Annotated in this window: 15 protein-coding genes; 9 read left to right on the forward strand and 6 right to left on the reverse strand. The window is 60.1% G+C overall.

The features are described 5' to 3' along the window. Nucleotides 1–210 precede the first annotated feature (210 nt). The 9 genes from GKKCFE_RS23305 (at nt 211) to GKKCFE_RS23345 (ending at nt 10,605) form a co-directional block, all read left to right on the forward strand. Entirely contained in the window at nt 211–1,893 is a 1,683-nt protein-coding gene (locus tag GKKCFE_RS23305; protein ID WP_076383427.1) for a flavin monoamine oxidase family protein, read from the forward strand. Between the two features lie 12 nt (nt 1,894–1,905). Then, nucleotides 1,906–2,700, forward strand: a complete 795-nt coding sequence (locus GKKCFE_RS23310; protein WP_173406483.1) for a carbon-nitrogen hydrolase family protein — start codon at nt 1,906–1,908, stop codon at nt 2,698–2,700. A 55-nt stretch (nt 2,701–2,755) separates the two neighbouring features. Further along, on the forward strand, nt 2,756–5,194 hold the full coding sequence (gene pqqF / locus GKKCFE_RS23315) for a pyrroloquinoline quinone biosynthesis protein PqqF (RefSeq protein WP_445577139.1): 2,439 nt from the start codon (nt 2,756–2,758) through the stop codon (nt 5,192–5,194). Nucleotides 5,195–5,365: 171 nt separating this feature from the next. After that, nucleotides 5,366–5,440 (forward strand): pyrroloquinoline quinone precursor peptide PqqA, encoded by a 75-nt coding sequence (pqqA, locus tag GKKCFE_RS23320; protein WP_003177660.1) that lies wholly within the window; start codon nt 5,366–5,368, stop codon nt 5,438–5,440. An 81-nt stretch (nt 5,441–5,521) separates the two neighbouring features. Next, nucleotides 5,522–6,433: a pyrroloquinoline quinone biosynthesis protein PqqB gene (gene pqqB, locus GKKCFE_RS23325; protein ID WP_047228104.1), complete on the forward strand. Its 912-nt coding sequence runs from the start codon at nt 5,522–5,524 to the stop codon at nt 6,431–6,433. Nucleotides 6,434–6,644: 211 nt separating this feature from the next. Then, complete coding sequence (pqqC, locus tag GKKCFE_RS23330; protein WP_047228105.1) at nt 6,645–7,397, forward strand: pyrroloquinoline-quinone synthase PqqC; 753 nt, start codon at nt 6,645–6,647, stop codon at nt 7,395–7,397. Continuing rightward, nucleotides 7,394–7,669, forward strand: coding sequence for a pyrroloquinoline quinone biosynthesis peptide chaperone PqqD (pqqD, locus tag GKKCFE_RS23335; RefSeq protein WP_256231057.1), 276 nt, complete (start codon nt 7,394–7,396; stop codon nt 7,667–7,669). Before pqqC ends, pqqD begins: the two co-directional genes overlap by 4 nt. Then, nucleotides 7,641–8,810 (forward strand): pyrroloquinoline quinone biosynthesis protein PqqE, encoded by a 1,170-nt coding sequence (gene pqqE / locus GKKCFE_RS23340; RefSeq protein ID WP_417697075.1) that lies wholly within the window; start codon nt 7,641–7,643, stop codon nt 8,808–8,810. Before pqqD ends, pqqE begins: the two co-directional genes overlap by 29 nt. Next, on the forward strand, nt 8,776–10,605 hold the full coding sequence (locus tag GKKCFE_RS23345) for a prolyl oligopeptidase family serine peptidase (protein WP_445577140.1): 1,830 nt from the start codon (nt 8,776–8,778) through the stop codon (nt 10,603–10,605). Before pqqE ends, GKKCFE_RS23345 begins: the two co-directional genes overlap by 35 nt. A gap of 133 nt (nt 10,606–10,738) precedes the next feature. Here GKKCFE_RS23345 and GKKCFE_RS23350 read toward each other — a convergent pair whose 3' ends face one another. From GKKCFE_RS23350 to GKKCFE_RS23375, 6 genes are all read right to left on the reverse strand, one after another. Continuing rightward, nucleotides 10,739–10,897: a YqaE/Pmp3 family membrane protein gene (locus GKKCFE_RS23350; RefSeq protein ID WP_038436734.1), complete on the reverse strand. Its 159-nt coding sequence runs from the start codon at nt 10,895–10,897 to the stop codon at nt 10,739–10,741. 332 nt (nt 10,898–11,229) lie between these two features. Further along, nucleotides 11,230–13,008, reverse strand: coding sequence for an acyl-CoA dehydrogenase C-terminal domain-containing protein (locus GKKCFE_RS23355; RefSeq protein WP_076383422.1), 1,779 nt, complete (start codon nt 13,006–13,008; stop codon nt 11,230–11,232). Nucleotides 13,009–13,226: 218 nt separating this feature from the next. Beyond that, nucleotides 13,227–15,023: an acyl-CoA dehydrogenase C-terminal domain-containing protein gene (locus GKKCFE_RS23360; protein ID WP_445577141.1), complete on the reverse strand. Its 1,797-nt coding sequence runs from the start codon at nt 15,021–15,023 to the stop codon at nt 13,227–13,229. A gap of 91 nt (nt 15,024–15,114) precedes the next feature. Then, on the reverse strand, nt 15,115–16,404 hold the full coding sequence (locus GKKCFE_RS23365) for a GGDEF domain-containing protein (RefSeq protein WP_047228110.1): 1,290 nt from the start codon (nt 16,402–16,404) through the stop codon (nt 15,115–15,117). A 381-nt stretch (nt 16,405–16,785) separates the two neighbouring features. Continuing rightward, nucleotides 16,786–18,591: a phenylacyl-CoA dehydrogenase gene (locus GKKCFE_RS23370; protein WP_445577142.1), complete on the reverse strand. Its 1,806-nt coding sequence runs from the start codon at nt 18,589–18,591 to the stop codon at nt 16,786–16,788. Between the two features lie 275 nt (nt 18,592–18,866). Next, nucleotides 18,867–19,163 (reverse strand): pyrroloquinoline quinone biosynthesis protein PqqE, encoded by a 297-nt coding sequence (locus GKKCFE_RS23375; protein ID WP_107323009.1) that lies wholly within the window; start codon nt 19,161–19,163, stop codon nt 18,867–18,869. Nucleotides 19,164–19,240: the final 77 nt, after the last annotated feature.

Here is a 19,240-nt window from a genome sequence, read left to right on the forward strand (position 1 = left end):
GGGAACCGCCCACTGCCCTTCACCAGAAGGCCATGCCCAGCAGGTTCCGCCTCGTCACTACGACCAACCCACACATCAAAATGACTGATAACAATCCAGAACGACGACACATTGCGTCTTATTAACGTGTTTCACCCTCTCTAGAATGGCTGGCATCTTTCCTATACTCAGACGCGAAAGCCGCGTCGAGTCGCCCAATCAAGGTCAGCCATGAACAAGAACAATCGCCACCCAGCAGACGGCAAGAAGCCCATCACCATTTTCGGGCCGGACTTTCCTTTCGCTTTTGACGACTGGATCGAGCATCCCGCCGGCCTGGGCAGTATTCCCGCCCACAACCACGGGGCAGAAGTCGCGATTGTCGGTGCCGGGATCGCCGGTCTGGTGGCGGCCTACGAGTTGATGAAGCTGGGCCTCAAGCCGGTGGTCTACGAAGCGTCGAAAATGGGTGGGCGCCTGCGCTCACAAGCGTTCAACGGCGCCGAGGGTGTCATTGCCGAGCTGGGGGGGATGCGGTTTCCGGTGTCGTCCACGGCGTTCTATCACTACGTCGACAAACTGGGCCTGGAGACCAAACCGTTTCCCAACCCTTTGACCCCGGCCTCGGGCAGCACGGTCATCGATCTGGAAGGCCAGACCTACTACGCACAAAAGTTGGCCGACCTGCCAGCATTGTTCCAGGAAGTGGCCGACGCCTGGGCGGATGCGCTGGAGGACGGTTCGCGCTTCGGCGATATCCAGCAGGCGATTCGCGACCGCGACGTGCCACGCCTCAAGGAACTGTGGAACACCCTGGTCCCCCTGTGGGACGACCGCACTTTCTACGACTTCGTCGCCACGTCCAAGGCGTTTGCCAAACTCTCGTTCCAGCACCGTGAAGTGTTCGGCCAGGTGGGTTTCGGCACCGGCGGCTGGGACTCGGACTTCCCCAATTCGATGCTGGAAATTTTCCGCGTGGTGATGACCAATTGCGACGATCATCAGCATCTGGTGGTCGGTGGCGTCGAGCAGGTGCCCCATGGCATCTGGAAGCATGTGCCGGAGCGCTGCGCGCACTGGCCAGAAGGTACCAGCCTCAACTCCTTGCACCTGGGCGCCCCGCGCAGCGGTGTGAAGCGCATCGCACGCGCCGACGATGGCCGGTTCAGCGTGACCGACGTGTGGGACAACACCCGCGAATATGCCGCGGTGCTGGTCACCTGCCAAAGCTGGCTGCTGACCACTCAGATCGAATGCGAAGAGGCGCTGTTCTCGCAAAAAATGTGGATGGCCCTGGACCGCACCCGCTACATGCAATCGTCGAAGACTTTCGTGATGGTCGACCGGCCCTTCTGGAAGGACAAGGATCCGGAAACCGGCCGCGACCTGATGAGCATGACCCTCACCGACCGCCTCACCCGTGGCACCTATCTGTTCGACAATGGCGATGACAAGCCGGGGGTCATTTGCCTGTCGTACTCGTGGATGAGCGATGCGCTGAAAATGCTCCCCCATCCGGTGGAAAAACGCGTGAAGCTGGCGCTCGACGCCTTGAAGAAGATTTACCCCAAGGTGGACATCGCCGCACGGATCATCGGCGATCCGATCACCGTCTCCTGGGAAGCCGACCCGCATTTCCTCGGCGCATTCAAAGGTGCTCTGCCCGGCCACTATCGCTACAACCAGCGCATGTACGCCCATTTCATGCAGGACGACATGCCGGCCGAACAGCGAGGGATCTTTATCGCCGGCGATGACGTCTCATGGACACCGGCCTGGGTTGAGGGCGCGGTACAAACCTCACTCAATGCCGTGTGGGGAATCATGAAGCACTTCGGCGGTGAAACTCACCCCGAGAACCCGGGGCCAGGTGACGTGTTCGACGAAATCGGTCCGATCGCCCTGCCCGAATAAAAGGAGTTTTTGATGCGTGTAGCCCTTTACCAATGTTCACCGCTGCCGCTGGACCCGGCCGCCAACCTGCAACGCCTGCATCAGGTGGCGCTGGAGGCCAGGGGCGCCGATGTGTTGGTGTTGCCGGAAATGTTCCTGACCGGCTACAACATTGGCGTCGACGCGGTGAATGTATTGGCCGAGGTCTACAACGGCGAATGGGCGCAGCAGATCGCTCGCATCGCCAAGGCGGCCAGTCTGGCGATCGCCTATGGCTACCCGGAACGCAGCGAAGATGGGCAGATTTACAACGCGGTGCAACTGATAGACGCCCACGGCGAACGCCTGGCAAATTATCGAAAGAGTCACCTGTTTGGCGATCTGGACCACGCGATGTTCAGCGCTGGCGATAGCGAGCTGCCCATCGTCGAGCTTAACGGCTGGAAGCTCGGCTTTCTGATCTGCTATGACCTGGAGTTTCCGGAAAACGCCCGGCGCCTGGCCCTGGCCGGCGCCGAACTGATCCTGGTGCCCACCGCCAACATGCAGCCCTATGAGTTCATCGCCGATGTCACCGTGCGCGCCCGTGCCATCGAGAACCAGTGTTTTGTGGCTTACGCCAACTATTGCGGTCATGAAGGTGAATTGCAGTACTGCGGGCAAAGCAGCATCGCCGCCCCGGATGGCAGCCGCCCTGCCCTTGCCGGGCTGGACGAGGCCTTGATCGTGGGGGAACTGGATCGGCAACTGATTGAGGATTGCCGTGCGGCCTACAACTACCTGCATGACCGCCGCCCTGAGCTTTACGACGACTTGAACAAACACTGATTGAGAACGCTCCCTAATCCGCTAGCATGAGCGCTTCTCTGTTCTGGAAACGCTCATGTCGGCCGTCGATTCCTTCTGCCCCCACACTGAAACCCTGGCCAACGGCTTGCGAGTGACATTGCGCCATGTCCCCGGCCTCAAGCGCAGCGCTGCGGTGCTGCGGGTGGCGGTCGGCAGCCATGATGCGCCGCTCGCCTGGCCGGGACTGGCGCACTTGCTCGAACATCTTTTCTTCCTCGGCACTGAGCGGTTTCCCACAGAGCAGAACCTGATGACCTACGTGCAACGGCATGGCGGCCAGGTCAATGCCCGCACCAGCGATCGCACCACCGATTTCTTCTTCGAATTATCACCGGCTGCCTTTGCCGGCGGTCTGGAGCGACTCGGGGACATGCTCTCCCATCCGCGCCTGGATGAAACTGTCCAATTGCGCGAGCGAGAAGTGCTGCACGCGGAATTCATCGCCTGGTCTCAGGACCCCACGGCCCAGCGACAAGTGGCCCTGCACGAAGGACTGTCCGCCGCTCATCCACTGCGAGGTTTCCATGCGGGTAATCGCGACAGCCTCGCGGTGCAGCGGGCCGAGTTCCAAATGGCACTGCAAGACTTTTATCGAAGGTTCTACCAGAGCGGCCAAATGACGCTGAGTCTGGCGGGCCCGCAAAGCATCGAAGCCTTGAAGGCACTGGCCGAGCAGTTCAGCGGCGATGTGCCTGCGGGTGAAGCGGTCACCCGGCAGCCAGCGCCGGAGCTGATGGCATCGCACCAAGCCGGTTATCAACAGGTCAGCCCAGGACGTCTCGATCTGCTGTGCGCCTTCGAAGGTTTACCGGTCGCCTCGCCGCAAGCCATGGATTTTCTCTGCACATGGCTGAACAACAGCAAACCGGGCGGCCTGCTCGCCACCTTGCGTCAACGCGGTCTGGCTGACAGCCTCAAGGCATCGGCGCTGTACGAGTTTGCCGAGCAGGCGCTGTTGCACATCGAGTTCAAACTCGACAACGATCACGCACTGAACGACATTCAGCCATTGCTGCACGATTGGTTGGGATTTTTCGCCGCCCAGGACGACTGGGCGCCCTTGCGCGATGAGTTCAGCGCCCGCCTGCAACGTCGGCAGGAGACCGCGACGGCGTTGCAACTGGCCCGTTGGGACAATGAAGAACGTGATGTTCAACTGTCGGAAAACGATCTGTCGCGGCTCAGGGAAATTCTCAAGCAATTGCACCCGGCGGAGCACGTCACCGGGCAATGGCAACTGCCCGCGCCCAACCCGTTCCTGCAAACGGCAAGCGAACCACCCCGTACCGGGTTGATACGCGGCCAGACCAGCGCCCATCGCGGTCTGCGCACCTTCGCCCAGGACCGCTCCCGGGGCCGGCGGGAACGTTCCCCCATGCAGTTCAGCCAAGGGCTGGCGGACAACACCTCGCAAGGCGCGGTGTATCTGCGCTGGCGCCTGGCGACGCTGCCCCCGCTCGACCTCTCGGCCAGGCTTGATCGGCATCTGCAGGATCTGCGTGAAGATGCGCAGCAGGCCGGCGTGGAAGTCACCTTTGAGCCCTGCGCCGACCAATGGCTGCTGAAGCTGGTTGGCCTGCAGGCACCGATGCCCTTGGTGCTCGAGCACATCCTGACGAAGCTGGGACAACCACTGCCGCCGGCGCCAGCGAAGAGCGAACCTGCACTGATACCGATTCGACACCTGTTGAAGGAGCTGCCGATTCATTGCCAGCAAAACTCCTCATCGTCAGCCTTGGCGCTGCCCGATCGCGACAACAGCGTGTGGACGACGGCGCATTGGGACGCACTGGCCATCGGTCTCTCGGCCGCCACCCAGGGAGCAATGGGCCCGGTGCTGGCCCGGGTGCCCGGCATTGCCGGCCAGCAAGCCCAACCGGCCTCCCCTTGCGGGCAGCCGATCTGGCACACCCTTCAGACCCACGGCGACGAACAGGCCGTGTTGTTGTTTTGTCCCACGCCTACCCGAGCCCTGCGCGACGAAGCCGCATGGCGGTTGCTGGCACAGCTGTGTCAAACAGCGTTTTACCAGCGCCTGCGGGTCGAGTTGCAGTTGGGTTACGCAGTGTTCAGCGGTGTGAAGCAGATCGATGGGCAGACCGGTTTGTTGTTCGGTGTCCAATCACCCAGCGCCTCGGCGGCCCAGTTGATCGCCCATATCGACCAGTTCCTGAGCGGCCTGCCGGACCTGCTCCAGCAGCTCGACGATTCGACGCTGGCCAGTCAGCAGCAGGCCCTCACCGCCCAATTCCAGAGCGCCGTCCTGCCCTGCGCCCAAGCGGCCGAACTGCTCTGGCAGGGCAAACTCGCTGGCCACCCGTCGGATTATCTTGAGCAATTGCCCGACGCCATCATGCGTGTGAATCGAGAACAGCTGATGGACGCCGTGCGGCATCTGACTAGCGCCGAAAGTGCACGCTACTGCCTGACCAATGGAGCCTGCCCTGGAGAGCCCTGGCACGCGGTGCCATGATCATTACAGTCTGTGCAATGAGCTTTCTTGGAGAATTGCAGCCAACGAATATGTCAGATTTAGTAACATAGCCGCCTAAGCATCTGAACATCTCCCTTCGGAGGTGGACTATATGTATAGGTCTCAACCGACCCATCCTGATGACAGCATCCCACCTAAAGGAGTATTTCCATGTCTTGGTCCAAACCCGCATATATCGACCTGCGTATCGGTTTCGAAGTCACCATGTACTTCGCCAGCCGTTGATTGCTGCAGGCGGTTGAACGCGCAGCACAACGCCTCGGTCAGCCGGGGCGTTTTTTATTTCGGTTTGCAGATGGAGCGGCCATGTTTGTCCAGATTCTAGGTTCCGCCGCCGGCGGCGGTTTCCCCCAGTGGAATTGCAACTGCGCCAATTGCGCAGGTTTTCGCAACGGCAGCCTGCGAGCCCAGGCACGCACTCAGTCGTCCATCGCGATTTCCGATGATGGCGTGAACTGGGTGCTGTGCAATGCCTCCCCGGACATTCGCGCCCAGCTCCAAGGATTCGCCCCGATGCAACCGGGTCGGGCACTGCGGGACACCGGTATCGGCGCCATCATTCTGATGGACAGCCAGATCGACCACACCACCGGCCTGCTCAGCCTGCGCGAAGGCTGCCCGCATCAAGTCTGGTGCACCGACATGGTCCATGAAGACCTGAGCACCGGTTTTCCGCTGTTCAACATGCTGACCCACTGGAACGGCGGGCTGAGCTGGAACCGCATCGAACTCGACCAGCCGTTCACCATCCCGGCCTGCCCGAACCTGCGCTTCACTCCCCTGCCGCTGCGCAGCGCCGCGCCGCCCTATTCACCGCACCGCTTCGATCCGCACCCAGGCGACAACATCGGCCTGATCGTCGAAGACCTGCGCACCGGCGGCAAGCTGTTTTACGCCCCAGGCCTGGGTAAAGTCGACGAGCCTTTGCTGGAGATCATGGCCGGCAGCGATTGCCTGTTGGTGGACGGCACGATGTGGGACGACGATGAAATGCAGCGTCGTGGCGTCGGCACCCGCACCGGTCGCGAGATGGGCCATCTGGCACAGAACGGGCCTGGCGGGATGATCGAAGTGCTGGAGCAACTGCCCGAACCGCGCAAGGTCCTTATTCATATCAACAATACCAACCCGATCCTCGATGAAGACTCGCCCGAGCGGGCCGAACTTGTACGTCGAAAGATTGAGGTGGCTTACGACGGAATGAGTATTGAGTTGTAGGACGGGCGCGACGATTGTGGGAGTGGGTGTGCGCTGTGTCAGCCAATCGCTGCTGGCTAATGAGACGCCATCGCGAGCAGGCTCGCTCCCACGGTAGTTTGAGTCGTACCGGATATTTCATGCATTACAGATCGAGTGTGGGAGCGAGCCTGCTCGCGATGGGGCCAACCCTGACGCCACAGAATCCACGGGAATTGCCCGGAGAACCGCAATGACTGACACCCCCCTGTCCCCCGCCGAGTTCGAAGCGGCCCTGCGTGCCAAGGGTGCGTATTACCACATTCATCACCCGTATCACGTGGCGATGTATGAGGGCCGCGCCACTCGCGAGCAGATCCAGGGCTGGGTCGCGAACCGTTTTTACTATCAGGTGAACATCCCGCTCAAGGATGCCGCGATCCTGGCCAACTGCCCGGACCGGGAAATCCGCCGCGAGTGGATCCAGCGCCTGCTGGACCATGACGGCGCGCCCGGCGAAGACGGCGGCATCGAAGCCTGGTTGCGGCTGGGTCAGGCGGTTGGCCTGGATCCCGATCAACTGCGCTCCCAGGAACTGGTGCTGCCGGGCGTGCGCTTCGCGGTGGATGCCTACGTCAACTTCGCCCGCCGCGCCTCTTGGCAGGAAGCCGCCAGCAGCTCCCTGACCGAAATGTTCGCACCGCAGATCCATCAGTCGCGCCTGGACAGCTGGCCGCAGCATTACCCCTGGATCGACCCCGCCGGCTACGAATACTTCCGCACCCGCCTGGGCCAGGCCCGGCGAGACGTGGAGCACGGCCTGGCGATTACCTTGCAGCATTACACCACCCGCGAAGGCCAGGAGCGCATGCTGGAGATTCTCCAGTTCAAACTGGACATCCTCTGGAGCATGCTCGATGCCATGAGCATGGCCTACGAATTGAACCGCCCGCCCTATCACAGCGTGACCGGGCAACGGGTGTGGCACAAAGGAATTACCTTATGAGTTTCGACCGCAGCAAGACCCCACGCTGGCGCCCCGGCTATCGTTTCCAGTACGAACCGGCACAGAAGGGCCACGTGCTGCTCTATCCTGAAGGCATGATCAAGCTCAACGACAGCGCTTCGCTGATTGGCGGCCTGATCGACGGTGAACGGGATGTCGCGGCCATCATCGGTGAGTTGGAGAAGCAGTTCCCCGACGTGCCGGAACTCGGTGACGACATCGAGCAATTCATGGAGGTCGCCCGTGCAGAGCATTGGATCGAACTTGCCTGACGCCACAAGCCTGCCGCCCAAGCCTGAAGTCGGCCTGCCGCTGTGGCTGCTGGCCGAGCTGACCTACCGTTGCCCGTTGCAATGCCCGTACTGCTCCAATCCGCTGGACTTCGCCGAGCAGGGCAAGGAGCTGAGTACCGAGCAGTGGTTCAAGGTGTTTCGCGAGGCGCGTGAGATGGGCGCCGCGCAATTGGGCTTTTCCGGCGGCGAGCCGCTGGTGCGCCAGGACCTGGCCGAACTGATCGCCGAGGCGCGCAGGCTGGGTTTCTACACCAACCTGATCACCTCTGGCATCGGCTTGACCGAGCAGAAAATCAGCGATTTCAAAAAGGCCGGTCTCGACCACATCCAGATCAGCTTCCAGGCCAGCGACGAACAGGTGAACAACCTGCTGGCAGGTTCAAAGAAAGCCTTCGCGCAAAAACTGGAAATGGCCCGGGCGGTCAAGGCCCACGGCTATCCGATGGTGCTGAACTTCGTCACCCATCGGCACAACATCGACAAGATCGACCGCATTATCGAGCTGTGCATCGCCCTTGAAGCCGACTTCGTCGAACTTGCCACCTGCCAGTTCTACGGTTGGGCACAGCTCAACCGCGTCGGCCTGCTGCCCACCCAAGAACAACTGGTGCGCGCCGAACGTGTCACCAACGAGTACCGCGCCAGACTCGAGGCCCAAGGGCATCCGTGCAAGTTGATCTTCGTCACCCCGGACTATTATGAAGAACGCCCCAAGGCCTGCATGAACGGCTGGGGCAGCATTTTCCTGACCGTCACGCCGGACGGCACTGCACTGCCCTGCCACGGCGCCCGGCAGATGCCCGTGCAATTTCCCAACGTGCGCGACCACAGCATGCAGCACATCTGGTACGACTCGTTCGGTTTCAACCGCTTCCGCGGCTATGACTGGATGCCCGAACCGTGCCGCTCGTGTGATGAAAAAGAAAAGGACTTCGGCGGCTGTCGCTGCCAGGCATTCATGCTCACGGGCGATGCGAGCAATGCCGACCCGGTGTGCAGCAAATCCGAGCATCACGGGATGATTCTTCAGGCTCGGGAAGACGCCGAGCATGCCACTCAGACGATTGAACAACTGGCCTTTCGCAATGAACGAAACTCACGCCTCATCGCCAAAGGCTGATTCTTTCAGCGCAGCCCAGGCCGTTGCGGCAGGCATCGACTTCGCTGAGCTGCAAGCCGGGCCCGTTGGACTGTTCTGGAATCAATACCGTCCCGAAGACGGTGCCTGCCGGATCTGGCATTGGCAGGATGCCAAGGCCCGATGCCTGACCCCGGATGGATTCAGTGTTCGCAGCCGGGTTTATGAATATGGCGGCGGATCGTTCTGCCTGAGCGACGACGGTGTGCTGTTCGTCAATGAGGCCGATCAGCAGGTGTATCACCAGTCGCTCGCCGGCGAACAACCCGTGGCGCTGACCTCAGGTGATTGTCGATATGGCGATCTTCACTTCGCTTGCGGCCAGGTGCTGGCAGTGGAGGAGCAGGCCAATCAGCATCGCCTGGTCTCGATCGGCCTGGCAGATCATCAACGACATCTGTTGGCCGAAGGTGCGGACTTCTACGCCGCGCCGACCTTGAGTCCAGATGGTCGACGACTGGCCTGGATTGAGTGGAGCCGCCCCCATCAACCGTGGACGTCAACGAGACTGATGCTGGCCGAGCGCAACGCTGGCGCCTGGAATGAGCCGCGTTGCGTCGCGGGCAGCGGTCACGAGGAGTCTATTCAGCAACCGCGTTTTGATGATTCCGGTCGCCTTTATTGCCTGAGCGATCGTGGCGGTTATTGGCAGCCCTGGATTGAATCCGCCGACGACCTGGAGCCACTGCCCGCCGCCGAAGCCGATCACGCCCCAGCACCCTGGCAACTGGGCGGCTGTACCTGGCTGCCGCTGGGCGAACGCGATTACCTGGCGAGTTGGACCGAGGCGGGGTTCGGGCGACTGGGCCTCTGCCGCAGTGACGGCGTATCCGAGGATTTCACCGGCTCCTATTCGCGTTTTCGCAGCCTGGCGCTCGATGAGCGGTTCATTTATGCCATCGCCGCTTCGCCAATCAGCCCGTCGGCGGTGATAGCCATTGAGCGGCAAAGCCATGCCGTGGTGGTGCTCGCCGGTGGCGTTGCGCCGTTGCCCGTCGAACACATCAGTCGCCCCCGGACCCTGCGCTATCCCTCGGCTTCCAGCCAAGCCCATGGGTTCTTTTACCCGGCCATGAACGCCGAAGAAAAACCGCCACTGGTGGTGTTCATCCATGGTGGACCGACCTCGGCGTGTTATCCCATCTTTGATCCGCGCATCCAGTACTGGACCCAGCGCGGCTTTGCCGTGGCCGATCTCAATTACCGTGGCAGCAGCGGTTATGGCCGAGCCTATCGACAGGCGCTGTATTTGAATTGGGGGGTGGTGGACGTCGAGGATGCCTGCGCGGTGGTCACGCACCTTGAGGAACAAGGCTTGATCAATGGCCGTTGCGCGTTCATTCGTGGCGGCAGTGCTGGCGGCTACACGACTCTTTGCGCCCTGGCGTTCCATGACGTGTTCCGCGCCGGCGCCAGTCTCTATGGTGTCAGCGACCCCGTCGCCCTGGCCCACGCCACGCACAAATTTGAAGGCGATTATCTGGACTGGCTGATCGGCGACCCGCAACAGGACGCCGAACGCTATCGGGACCGCACGCCACTGCTGCACGCTGATCAGATCCGCACCCCGGTGATATTTTTCCAGGGTGAACTGGATGCCGTGGTCGTGCCGCAGCAGACACGCGATATGGTCGAGGCATTGCAGAACAACGGCATCGCGGTAGAAGCGCATTACTACGCCGATGAGCGCCATGGCTTTCGCAAGGCGATCAACCAGGCTCATGCGCTGGAGCATGAATGGTTGTTCTATCGCAGGGTGATGGATGGCCCCCTATAGGGCAAATGCAAAACCAAATGTGGGAGCGAGCCTGCTCGCGACAACGGTGGATCAGTCCATGGAGATTTTGACTGGATCTACCGCTATCGCGAGCAGGCTCGCTCCCACAGGGGATTTGTGCAAACCAACAAATTCAGCGCTTGGCGATGATGTACACCGCATGCACGATGCCCGGGATGTAACCCAACAGAGTCAGCAGGATGTTGAGCCAGAATGCCCCGCCGAAGCCCACTTGCAGAAACACACCCAACGGCGGTAGCAGGATGGCGATGATGATTCGAATGATATCCATGGATGACTCCTGATTGGCGATGGCCACATTGCCATATAGCTCATGGACACCCGACCGCTCGTCAGGGTTCAGTGAGAAGCCATCCAGAAGGGATAAAGCGCGGGAAGATAAAAACGCGGACAAAAGAAAACCCCGCCGAAGCGGGGCTTTGCAGACTGTTTCCCTGACATCCATTTCGCTCCGCCATCCTGGCAGAATCCTACGTGTCCGTGTTTTTGCTTTGCGCATCCTGCGCGACGTCCATGTGAAGTAGATTAGCTCTGGATCCAATCCGCCGATAGAGGGAAAACGCCAGCACGACGTGTAAGCATTTGCTTACACGTCGTCAGATTTCAAAACTGCCCAGCGTCCAGCAGGAACAACGACTCGCTACCCGCCTTCACCGAGGCACTGAGGGAGTGGATGCGCGGCAGCAAACGGGCGAAGTAGAACCGCGCCGTACCCAATTTGCTCGCATAGAAATCATCCTGCGCTTCTTTGCCCAAGGCCGCCTTGGCCATCAGTGCCCACATATAGGCATAGGCGGTGTAGCCGAACGCCTGGAGGTATTCCACCGAAGCCGCGCCGATTTCGTTCGGGTTGCTTTTCGCCCGGTCCAGCAGCCATTCGGTCAGTTCATCCAACGTACCGACAGCGTCGTTCAACGGCTTGGTGAACTCGGCCAGATCACTGCTCGCGGTAGCGGTGAAGTGGCGGATTTCGTCAGCGAACAGCTTGTAGAACACCCCGCCACTGCCGACGATCTTGCGCCCTACCAGGTCCAGCGCCTGGATACCGTTGGTGCCTTCGTAGATCTGGGTGATGCGCACGTCACGCACCAGTTGCTCCTGACCCCATTCGCGAATGTAGCCGTGGCCGCCGAAAATCTGCTGGCCATGGACAGTGGTTTCCAGTCCCAGATCAGTCAGGAACGCCTTCGCCACCGGGGTCAGCAAGGCCACCAGATCTTCGGCACGCTTGCGGGTGGCCGGGTCTTCGCTGAACTTGGCGGTGTCCAGTTGCATCGCCACGTAGGTGGAAAATGCCCGGCCACCTTCGTTCGAGGCTTTCATGGTCAGCAACATCCGACGCACGTCCGGGTGGACGATGATCGGGTCAGCGACTTTGTCTTTGTTCTGCGCGCCGGTTGGCGAACGACTTTGCAAGCGGTCACGGGCATATTCGATGGCGTTCTGGTAGGAGCGCTCACCGGTGGCCAAGCCCTGGATACCCACACCCAAACGCTCGTAGTTCATCATGGTGAACATCGCCGCCAGGCCTTTGTTCGGCTCGCCGACCAGATAACCCACGGCGTCGTCGAAGTTCATCACACAGGTGGCGGACGCCTGGATGCCCATCTTGTGTTCGATCGACCCGCAATTGGCCGCGTTACGCGCCCCCAGGCTGCCGTCGGCGTTAACCATGAACTTGGGCACCAGGAACAGCGAGATGCCTTTCGGGCCTGCCGGCGCATCCGGCAACTTTGCCAGCACCAGGTGGATGATGTTTTCGGTGAGATCGTGTTCGCCGCCAGTAATGAAGATCTTGGTGCCGCTGACCTTGTAGGAACCATCGGCCTGAGGTTCGGCCTTGGTGCGAATGATGCCCAGGTCCGTACCGGCATGCGGCTCAGTCAGGCACATGGAACCAGCCCAGACGCCGGCGTACATGTTCGGCAGGTAGGCTGCTTTCAGCTCTTCACTGGCGTGAGCATTGATCGACAGGCAAGCCCCGGCAGTCAGCATGGGGTACAGGCCGAAGGACAGGCTGGCGGAGTTGACCATTTCTTCGACCTGAGCCGAAACAGCCTTGGGCATGCCCATGCCGCCGTAGGTCGGATCACCACCGACACCGACCCAGCCGCCTTCAGCGTAAGTCTTGTAGGCCTGTGGGAAACCGGCTGGCGTGGTGACGGCACCGTCAGCCCAGTGGCAACCTTCTTCGTCAGCTGCACGGCTGAGGGGGGCAACGCTTTTGCTGGTGACTTTGCCGGCTTCCTCAAGGATCGCCTCGACGGTTTCAGCGTCTACGGTCTCGGCCAGCGCCGGCAGTTGAGCCCAGAGCTTCGCGACCTCGAACACTTCATTGAGGACGAAGCGCATATCGCGCAGGGGCGCTTTGTAGTCAGCCATGGCAAACCTCGCAAGATCTAAACAATTGGTTCGTAAGAAAACGGTTTTGCAGTGGCCTGAGTGTACCCCAACAACTTTTGCGACACATAGGGTCAGCCGGTGACTGTTTTGTTATTTTTAGTCACCAAAGAAAAGATCGCAGGCTTCGCCAGTTCCTACAGGGAATATGCGCACTTCTGTAGGCGCTGGCGAAGCCTGCGATCTTTGTCCCCCTCACATCAGAGGGCAAACAACTCCGCCGGCAGCTTCATCAAGCAATCGCTCCCCGCCTCCACCGCGGCCCGATGGGCAGCGGTCCTTGGCAGCAGGCGCTTGAAGTAAAACTCACAGGTCGCCAGTTTGCCCCGGCAGAAATCCGCATCACCTTCGCCTGCATCCAGTTGCGCCTGGGCCACCAACGCCATGCGCAACCACAGATAGGCCAGGATGATGTAACCGCTGTACATCAGATAGTCCACCGAAGCGGCGCCGACTTCATCGGGGTTCTTCATGGTCGCCATGCCAACCCGGGTGGTCAGTTCGCCCCATTGCTGGTTGAGCCCGTTGAGTTGCGCGACGTAATCCTTGAGCTGCGGATGTTCAGCGTTGGCGGCGCAGAACTTATGGACGATTTTGGTGAACCCTCGCAGCAACTTGCCCTGGCTGCCCAACACCTTGCGCCCCAATAGATCCAAGGCCTGGATGCCGTTGGTGCCTTCATAGATCGGCGCAATACGGCAGTCGCGCACCAGCTGTTCCATGCCCCACTCACGAATGAAACCATGGCCGCCAAACACCTGCATGCCGTGGTTGGTCACTTCCAGGCCAGTATCGGTCATGAAAGCCTTGCAGATCGGGGTGAGGAACGCCAGCAGGTCTTCGGCCTCCTGGCGGGCGGTTTCGTCGCTGCTCAGGTGTGCGATATCCAGCAGTTGCGCGGTGAAGTAAGTCAGCGCCCGGTTGCCCTCGTTGAAGGCTTTCATGGTCAGCAACATCCGGCGCACATCGGGGTGGACGATGATCGGATCGGCGGCTTTTTCCGGCGCCTTGGGGCCGGTCAGCGAGCGCATCTGCAAACGGTCGTTGGCATATTTGATCGCGCCCTGGAAGCTCGCTTCCCCGAGGCACAGGCCCTGCATGCCGGTGCCCAGCCGGGCATGGTTCATCATGGTGAACATGCAGTTCAGACCCTTGTTCGGCTCGCCGATCAAGAATCCCTTGGCCCCGTCGAAATTAAGCACGCAGGTGGCGGACGCCTTGATGCCCATCTTGTGCTCGATCGAGCCGCAGGAGACGCCATTGCGCGGTCCCGCTTCGCCACTGGCGTCTGGCAGGAACTTGGGCACGATGAACAGCGAGATACCTTTGGTCCCGGCAGGCGCATCCGGCAGTTTGGCGAGCACCAAGTGAATGATGTTGTCGCTCATGTCGTGTTCGCCGGCGGAAATGAAAATCTTGCTGCCGGTAATCGCGTAGCTGCCATCGGCCTGAGGCAAGGCTCGGGTCTTGATGATGCCCAGGTCCGTGCCGCAATGGGCTTCGGTGAGGCACATCGTGCCGGTCCATTGACCGGCCGTGAGCTTGGTGAGGTAGGCCTGCTTCTGCTCTTCGGTGCCGTGGGCATGAATGGCCGACATCGCACCATGGGTCAGGCCCGGGTACATGCCCCAGGAGGTGTTGCTGGAGCCGACCATTTCGCTGATGACCAGGCCCAGGGAACTGGGCAATCCTTGGCCACCGTAAGCCGGGTCCGCAGCCAGCCCATGCCAGCCGCCCTCCACGTACTGTGCGAACGCCTGCTTGAAGCCTGTAGGCGTGGTGACCACGCCGTTGTCGAAATGGCAGCCTTCTTCGTCACCGGAGCGATTGAGCGGCGCCAGCACATTCTCACAGAACCTGGCGCCTTCCTCGAGGATCGCGCTGATCATGTCCGGGCTGGCATCGTCGGCGCCCAGTTCGGCATAGCGGCCAGGGAAATCGAAGACGTGATCGATCAGAAAGCGCATGTCGCGCAGCGGGGCTTTGTACTCGGGCATGGTGGTCTTCTCCGGTAACAGGTCGTTCAAACCTACTGCCGGCCACCGAGGCTCACAATCACAGTCCAGACGCTGAATGCGCCATCATCACTCAACCCGCGGCCGCTTCCATGCGCACCGCACCGCGACGGTTCTGCCCATAGGCAATCACACAGTTACGCCCGGCTCCCTTGGCGTTGTAGAGAGCCTGGTCAGCGGATTTGAGCACTTCTTCGGGGGTGCGCTGTTCGATGCGCTCGGCCACACCGATGCTGACCGTCACCGATACACTGGATGCCCCGGCACCGGCACGACGCTGGCGACCTTGTTGATCATCCTGGGGACGACTGTCGGGATTGCGTAGCTGGATGCTGTAGTTCGCGATGGATTCGCGAATGACTTCCAGATGAGGCATGCACTCTTCGATGGTTTTTCCTGCGAATACCAGCGCAAATTCCTCTCCACCGTAGCGATAAGCCCTACCGCCACCGCTGATTTTCGACAGTTTGCTGGCGACCAGACGCAACACCTGATCGCCCACGTCGTGGCCGTGGGTGTCATTGAATTTCTTGAAATGGTCCACGTCGCTCATCGCCAAGACATAATTGCGACCCAGGCGCTGCATGCGCTCATTCAGCGCCCGACGCCCCGGCAGGCCGGTCAGTTCGTCACGGAACGCCATCTGATAAGCCTCGTGGGCGACCGCCGCCGCGATCATCAGCATCACCTGGCTGCACATGATATTCAGGGTAAATGGCAGGATGAAGGTCTTGGGCAACATCCAGAACACCCCGAGCAAACCCACCAATTGCGCGGCATGCAACGGTCGCGGATGGCGCCAGTATTGCCAGGCCAGCAACACAAAGGCGGCGATGAACACCGGGTAGGACAACTGGATCAGGCTCATCCAGGCACCGTGCAACGCTGGCCAGCGGATCTCCGAAAGCCACAACAGCAGTGCCTGGGGAAAACTTTGCTCCAGGGCCAGCGCCACGCTTCCAAAGATCAGCAGCACCGCGAACCGCGCCACCATGTCCTGGAACAAATGAGTCCGCTCCTGCCACGCGGCGAACAGGCCAAACAACAGCGGCAACAACAGGCAGACGAGGTGAAACACCACCGCTGCGTCATCGCGCACCTTGCCGTTGTCGCGATAGAAATCGGTCTGGGTGTCCAGCAGGAAATAGGCGATGTACACCGTGATCATCAGAAACAGCTCACGCTGACGTCGGTAAACGGCGCAGTACGCCCCTCCGAGCAACAACACCAATGTAGGAAGAACGTTGAACAGGGAGGTGAAAAAGACATTGAGATCCTTGACGTAGGCAGCCGCAAGCCCCGCCAGCAATAGCACCAATGACGGTAGGAAATGACTGAGACGTACAGCGGAAGAACGCGGCAAGGGTAAAGCTCCGACCGGGCTGAGCGAAGATGGCATTGTGCCTGCTACTGGGGCATTAAGGCACGCAAGATGTGACAGATGTCACACTGCCATCGCTGTAACGGCAGAGGGAACGGTTTTCTTAGGGTTGGGTTGGATGAATATTGTTTCAGGATCACTGTTGATCTGTGTGGGAGCGAGCTTGCTCGCGATGGCGTTTGTTCAATAGACATCTCCATGGGCTGACACACCACTATCGCAAGCAAGCTCGCTCCCACAAGGGCCCGCGGTGGATACATATTTTGTGGCTATTGAACATTCCAATGTGGGATTTGCAGCGAGCATGAAAAAGCCGCTGCTCCCGAAGGAAGCAGCGGCTTTTTTAGAAGAACCGCGTAAGGCTTAGTAGCCCAGTGCGAAGTCTTCTTCTTTCATGTCCATCAGGTTGTTGGCGCCCGACAACATGGTTGCCACGTGAGTGCGGGTGCGTGGCAGGATGCGCTGGAAGTAGAAGCGCGCGGTCTGCAGCTTGGCGGTGTAGAAAGCTTCTTCGGAGGTGCCGGCGGCGAGTTTTTCCGCCGCCAGGCGCGCCATGTCAGCCCAGAAGTAGGCCAGGCAGGCATAACCGGAGTACATCAGGTAATCCACCGAGGCCGCGCCAACTTCTTCGCGGTCTTTCATGGCCGCCATACCGACCTTCATGGTCAGCTCGCCCCATTCCTTGTTCAGCGCAGCCAGAGGTTCTACGAACTCTTTGACCGCGTCGTTGCCTTCGTTGCTTTGGCAGAACTTGTGAACGATCTTGGTGAAGCCCTTGAGCGCTTCGCCCTGGGTCATCAGCACTTTGCGGCCCAGCAGGTCGAGAGCCTGGATGCCGGTGGTGCCTTCGTACAGCATCGAAATGCGGCTGTCGCGAACGTTCTGCTCCATGCCCCACTCGGCGATGAAACCGTGACCGCCATAAATCTGCACGCCGTGGTTGGCCGATTCGAAGCCGACTTCAGTCATGAACGCCTTGGCGATCGGCGTCATGAACGCCAGCAGTGCATCGGCTTTTTTCTTCTCTTCTTCATCGACGCCGTACTTGACGATGTCCACTTGCTTGGCAGTGAAGTAAACCATCGCCCGGTTACCTTCGGCGAAGGCCTTCATGGTCAGCAGCATGCGACGCACGTCGGGGTGCACGATGATCGGGTCGGCAGCCTTGTCCGGCGCTTTCGGGCCAGTCAGGGAACGCATTTGCAGACGGTCACGGGCGTACTTCAGGCCACCCTGGAAACCGATTTCGGCATGAGCCAGGCCTTGCAGCGCGGTGCCCAGGCGTGCGGTGTTCATAAAGGTGAACATGCAGTTCAAGCCTTTGTTCGCCGGGCCAATCAGGAAACCGGTGGCCGCGTCAAAGTTCATCACGCAAGTGGCGTTGCCGTGGATGCCCATCTTGTGTTCCAGCGAACCGCAGCTCACCGCATTGCGCTGACCGATGGAGCCGTCGGCGTTAGGCAGGAACTTGGGAACGATGAACAGCGAAATACCTTTGGTACCGGCCGGAGCGTCCGGCAGGCGTGCCAGAACGATATGGACGATGTTGTCGGCCATGTCGTGTTCGCCGGCCGAAATGAAGATCTTGGTGCCGCTGACCTTGTACGAACCGTCGGCCTGAGGCTCGGCCTTGGTGCGCAGCATGCCCAGGTCAGTACCGCAGTGCGGCTCGGTCAGGCACATGGTCCCGGTCCATTCGCCGGAAACCAGCTTGGTCAGGTAGGCCTCTTGCTGCTCGGGCGTACCGTGCTCGGAAATAGTGTTCATCGCGCCATGGGACAGGCCTGGGTACATGCCCCACGACCAGTTGGCTTCGCCGACCATCTCGCTGACCGCCAGGCCCAGGGACTCCGGCAGGCCTTGACCACCATGCTCAACGTCGTGGGCCAGGCTTGGCCAGCCGCCTTCGACGAATTGCTTGTAGGCTTCCTTGAAGCCGCTCGGGGTCTTCACACCGGATTCGCTCCAGGTGCAGCCCTCGAGGTCGCCCACACGGTTCAGCGGCGCCAGCACCTGCTCACAAAACTTGGCGCCTTCTTCAAGAATGGCGTCAACCATGTCTGGCGTTGCGTCCTGGCAAGCCGGAAGGCTCTGATAGTGCGCTTCATAGCCAAGCAGTTCGTCACGAACGAAGCGAATATCACGCAAGGGGGCCTTGTAGTCAGGCATAGCGATAAACCTCTGCTGATGTAACCGGGAATGAACGACCGCATGGATTTGTTGTGACGGTCAAACAGTTGTTTGAAACATACGTTTACGCCTAAATCTTGTCAAGCGTCGATCTTTTGCCGTTCGTCATCGTCCCGGAAAAAATCCCAGGCACAGCAATTCACCGCAGCGAAACACTCACAGCGTCCGTAGGAAAAGATTAGTTGAGCCAGAAGGAGTTAGAGACGAAAACGCCGCGAATAATCGCGGCGTTTTGACAAACCTGAAGTAGAGAATCAGACGAAAGTGTCGATCAACGTACCGAGCATTTCATCGGAAGCCTTGGCCACGTTCACGCCCAGTTCGACCTGAAATTTGCCCTGGGACATTTCAACCATGTTGCTGGCCAAGTCCGATTGCTGGCTGCGATCCACCGACCGCAAGCGATCGGCTTGCAGTTCGGACGACTGGCTGGTGACCGAACGCTCGATCGTATTGTTGGCAATCTGGCTAGAGGCCTGATCGACACGGTTCTGCCCTGTCTGAATAGTGCTCAGACCGGCATAGAACGCGGTATTTCCTGAGATTTCCATGGCAGAACTCGTCTTCTTGAAGGGTAGACAGCGGACATTGAAACAGAAGCCTGGGGAAAAGGCCCGACAAAAACACT

The sequence above is a fragment of the Pseudomonas sp. E141 genome (genome assembly GCF_052659885.1).

Coding starts and splice junctions, on each gene's coding strand:
- GKKCFE_RS23305 (WP_076383427.1), top strand. CDS start 211: ATGAACAAGAACAATCGCCACCCAGCAGACGGCAAGAAGCCCATCACC.
- GKKCFE_RS23310 (WP_173406483.1), top strand. CDS start 1,906: ATGCGTGTAGCCCTTTACCAATGTTCACCGCTGCCGCTGGACCCGGCC.
- pqqF (WP_445577139.1), top strand. CDS start 2,756: ATGTCGGCCGTCGATTCCTTCTGCCCCCACACTGAAACCCTGGCCAAC.
- pqqB (WP_047228104.1), top strand. CDS start 5,522: ATGTTTGTCCAGATTCTAGGTTCCGCCGCCGGCGGCGGTTTCCCCCAG.
- pqqC (WP_047228105.1), top strand. CDS start 6,645: ATGACTGACACCCCCCTGTCCCCCGCCGAGTTCGAAGCGGCCCTGCGT.
- pqqD (WP_256231057.1), top strand. CDS start 7,394: ATGAGTTTCGACCGCAGCAAGACCCCACGCTGGCGCCCCGGCTATCGT.
- GKKCFE_RS23345 (WP_445577140.1), top strand. CDS start 8,776: ATGAACGAAACTCACGCCTCATCGCCAAAGGCTGATTCTTTCAGCGCA.
- GKKCFE_RS23350 (WP_038436734.1), bottom strand. CDS start 10,897: ATGGATATCATTCGAATCATCATCGCCATCCTGCTACCGCCGTTGGGT.
- GKKCFE_RS23355 (WP_076383422.1), bottom strand. CDS start 13,008: ATGGCTGACTACAAAGCGCCCCTGCGCGATATGCGCTTCGTCCTCAAT.
- GKKCFE_RS23360 (WP_445577141.1), bottom strand. CDS start 15,023: ATGCCCGAGTACAAAGCCCCGCTGCGCGACATGCGCTTTCTGATCGAT.
- GKKCFE_RS23370 (WP_445577142.1), bottom strand. CDS start 18,591: ATGCCTGACTACAAGGCCCCCTTGCGTGATATTCGCTTCGTTCGTGAC.
- GKKCFE_RS23375 (WP_107323009.1), bottom strand. CDS start 19,163: ATGGAAATCTCAGGAAATACCGCGTTCTATGCCGGTCTGAGCACTATT.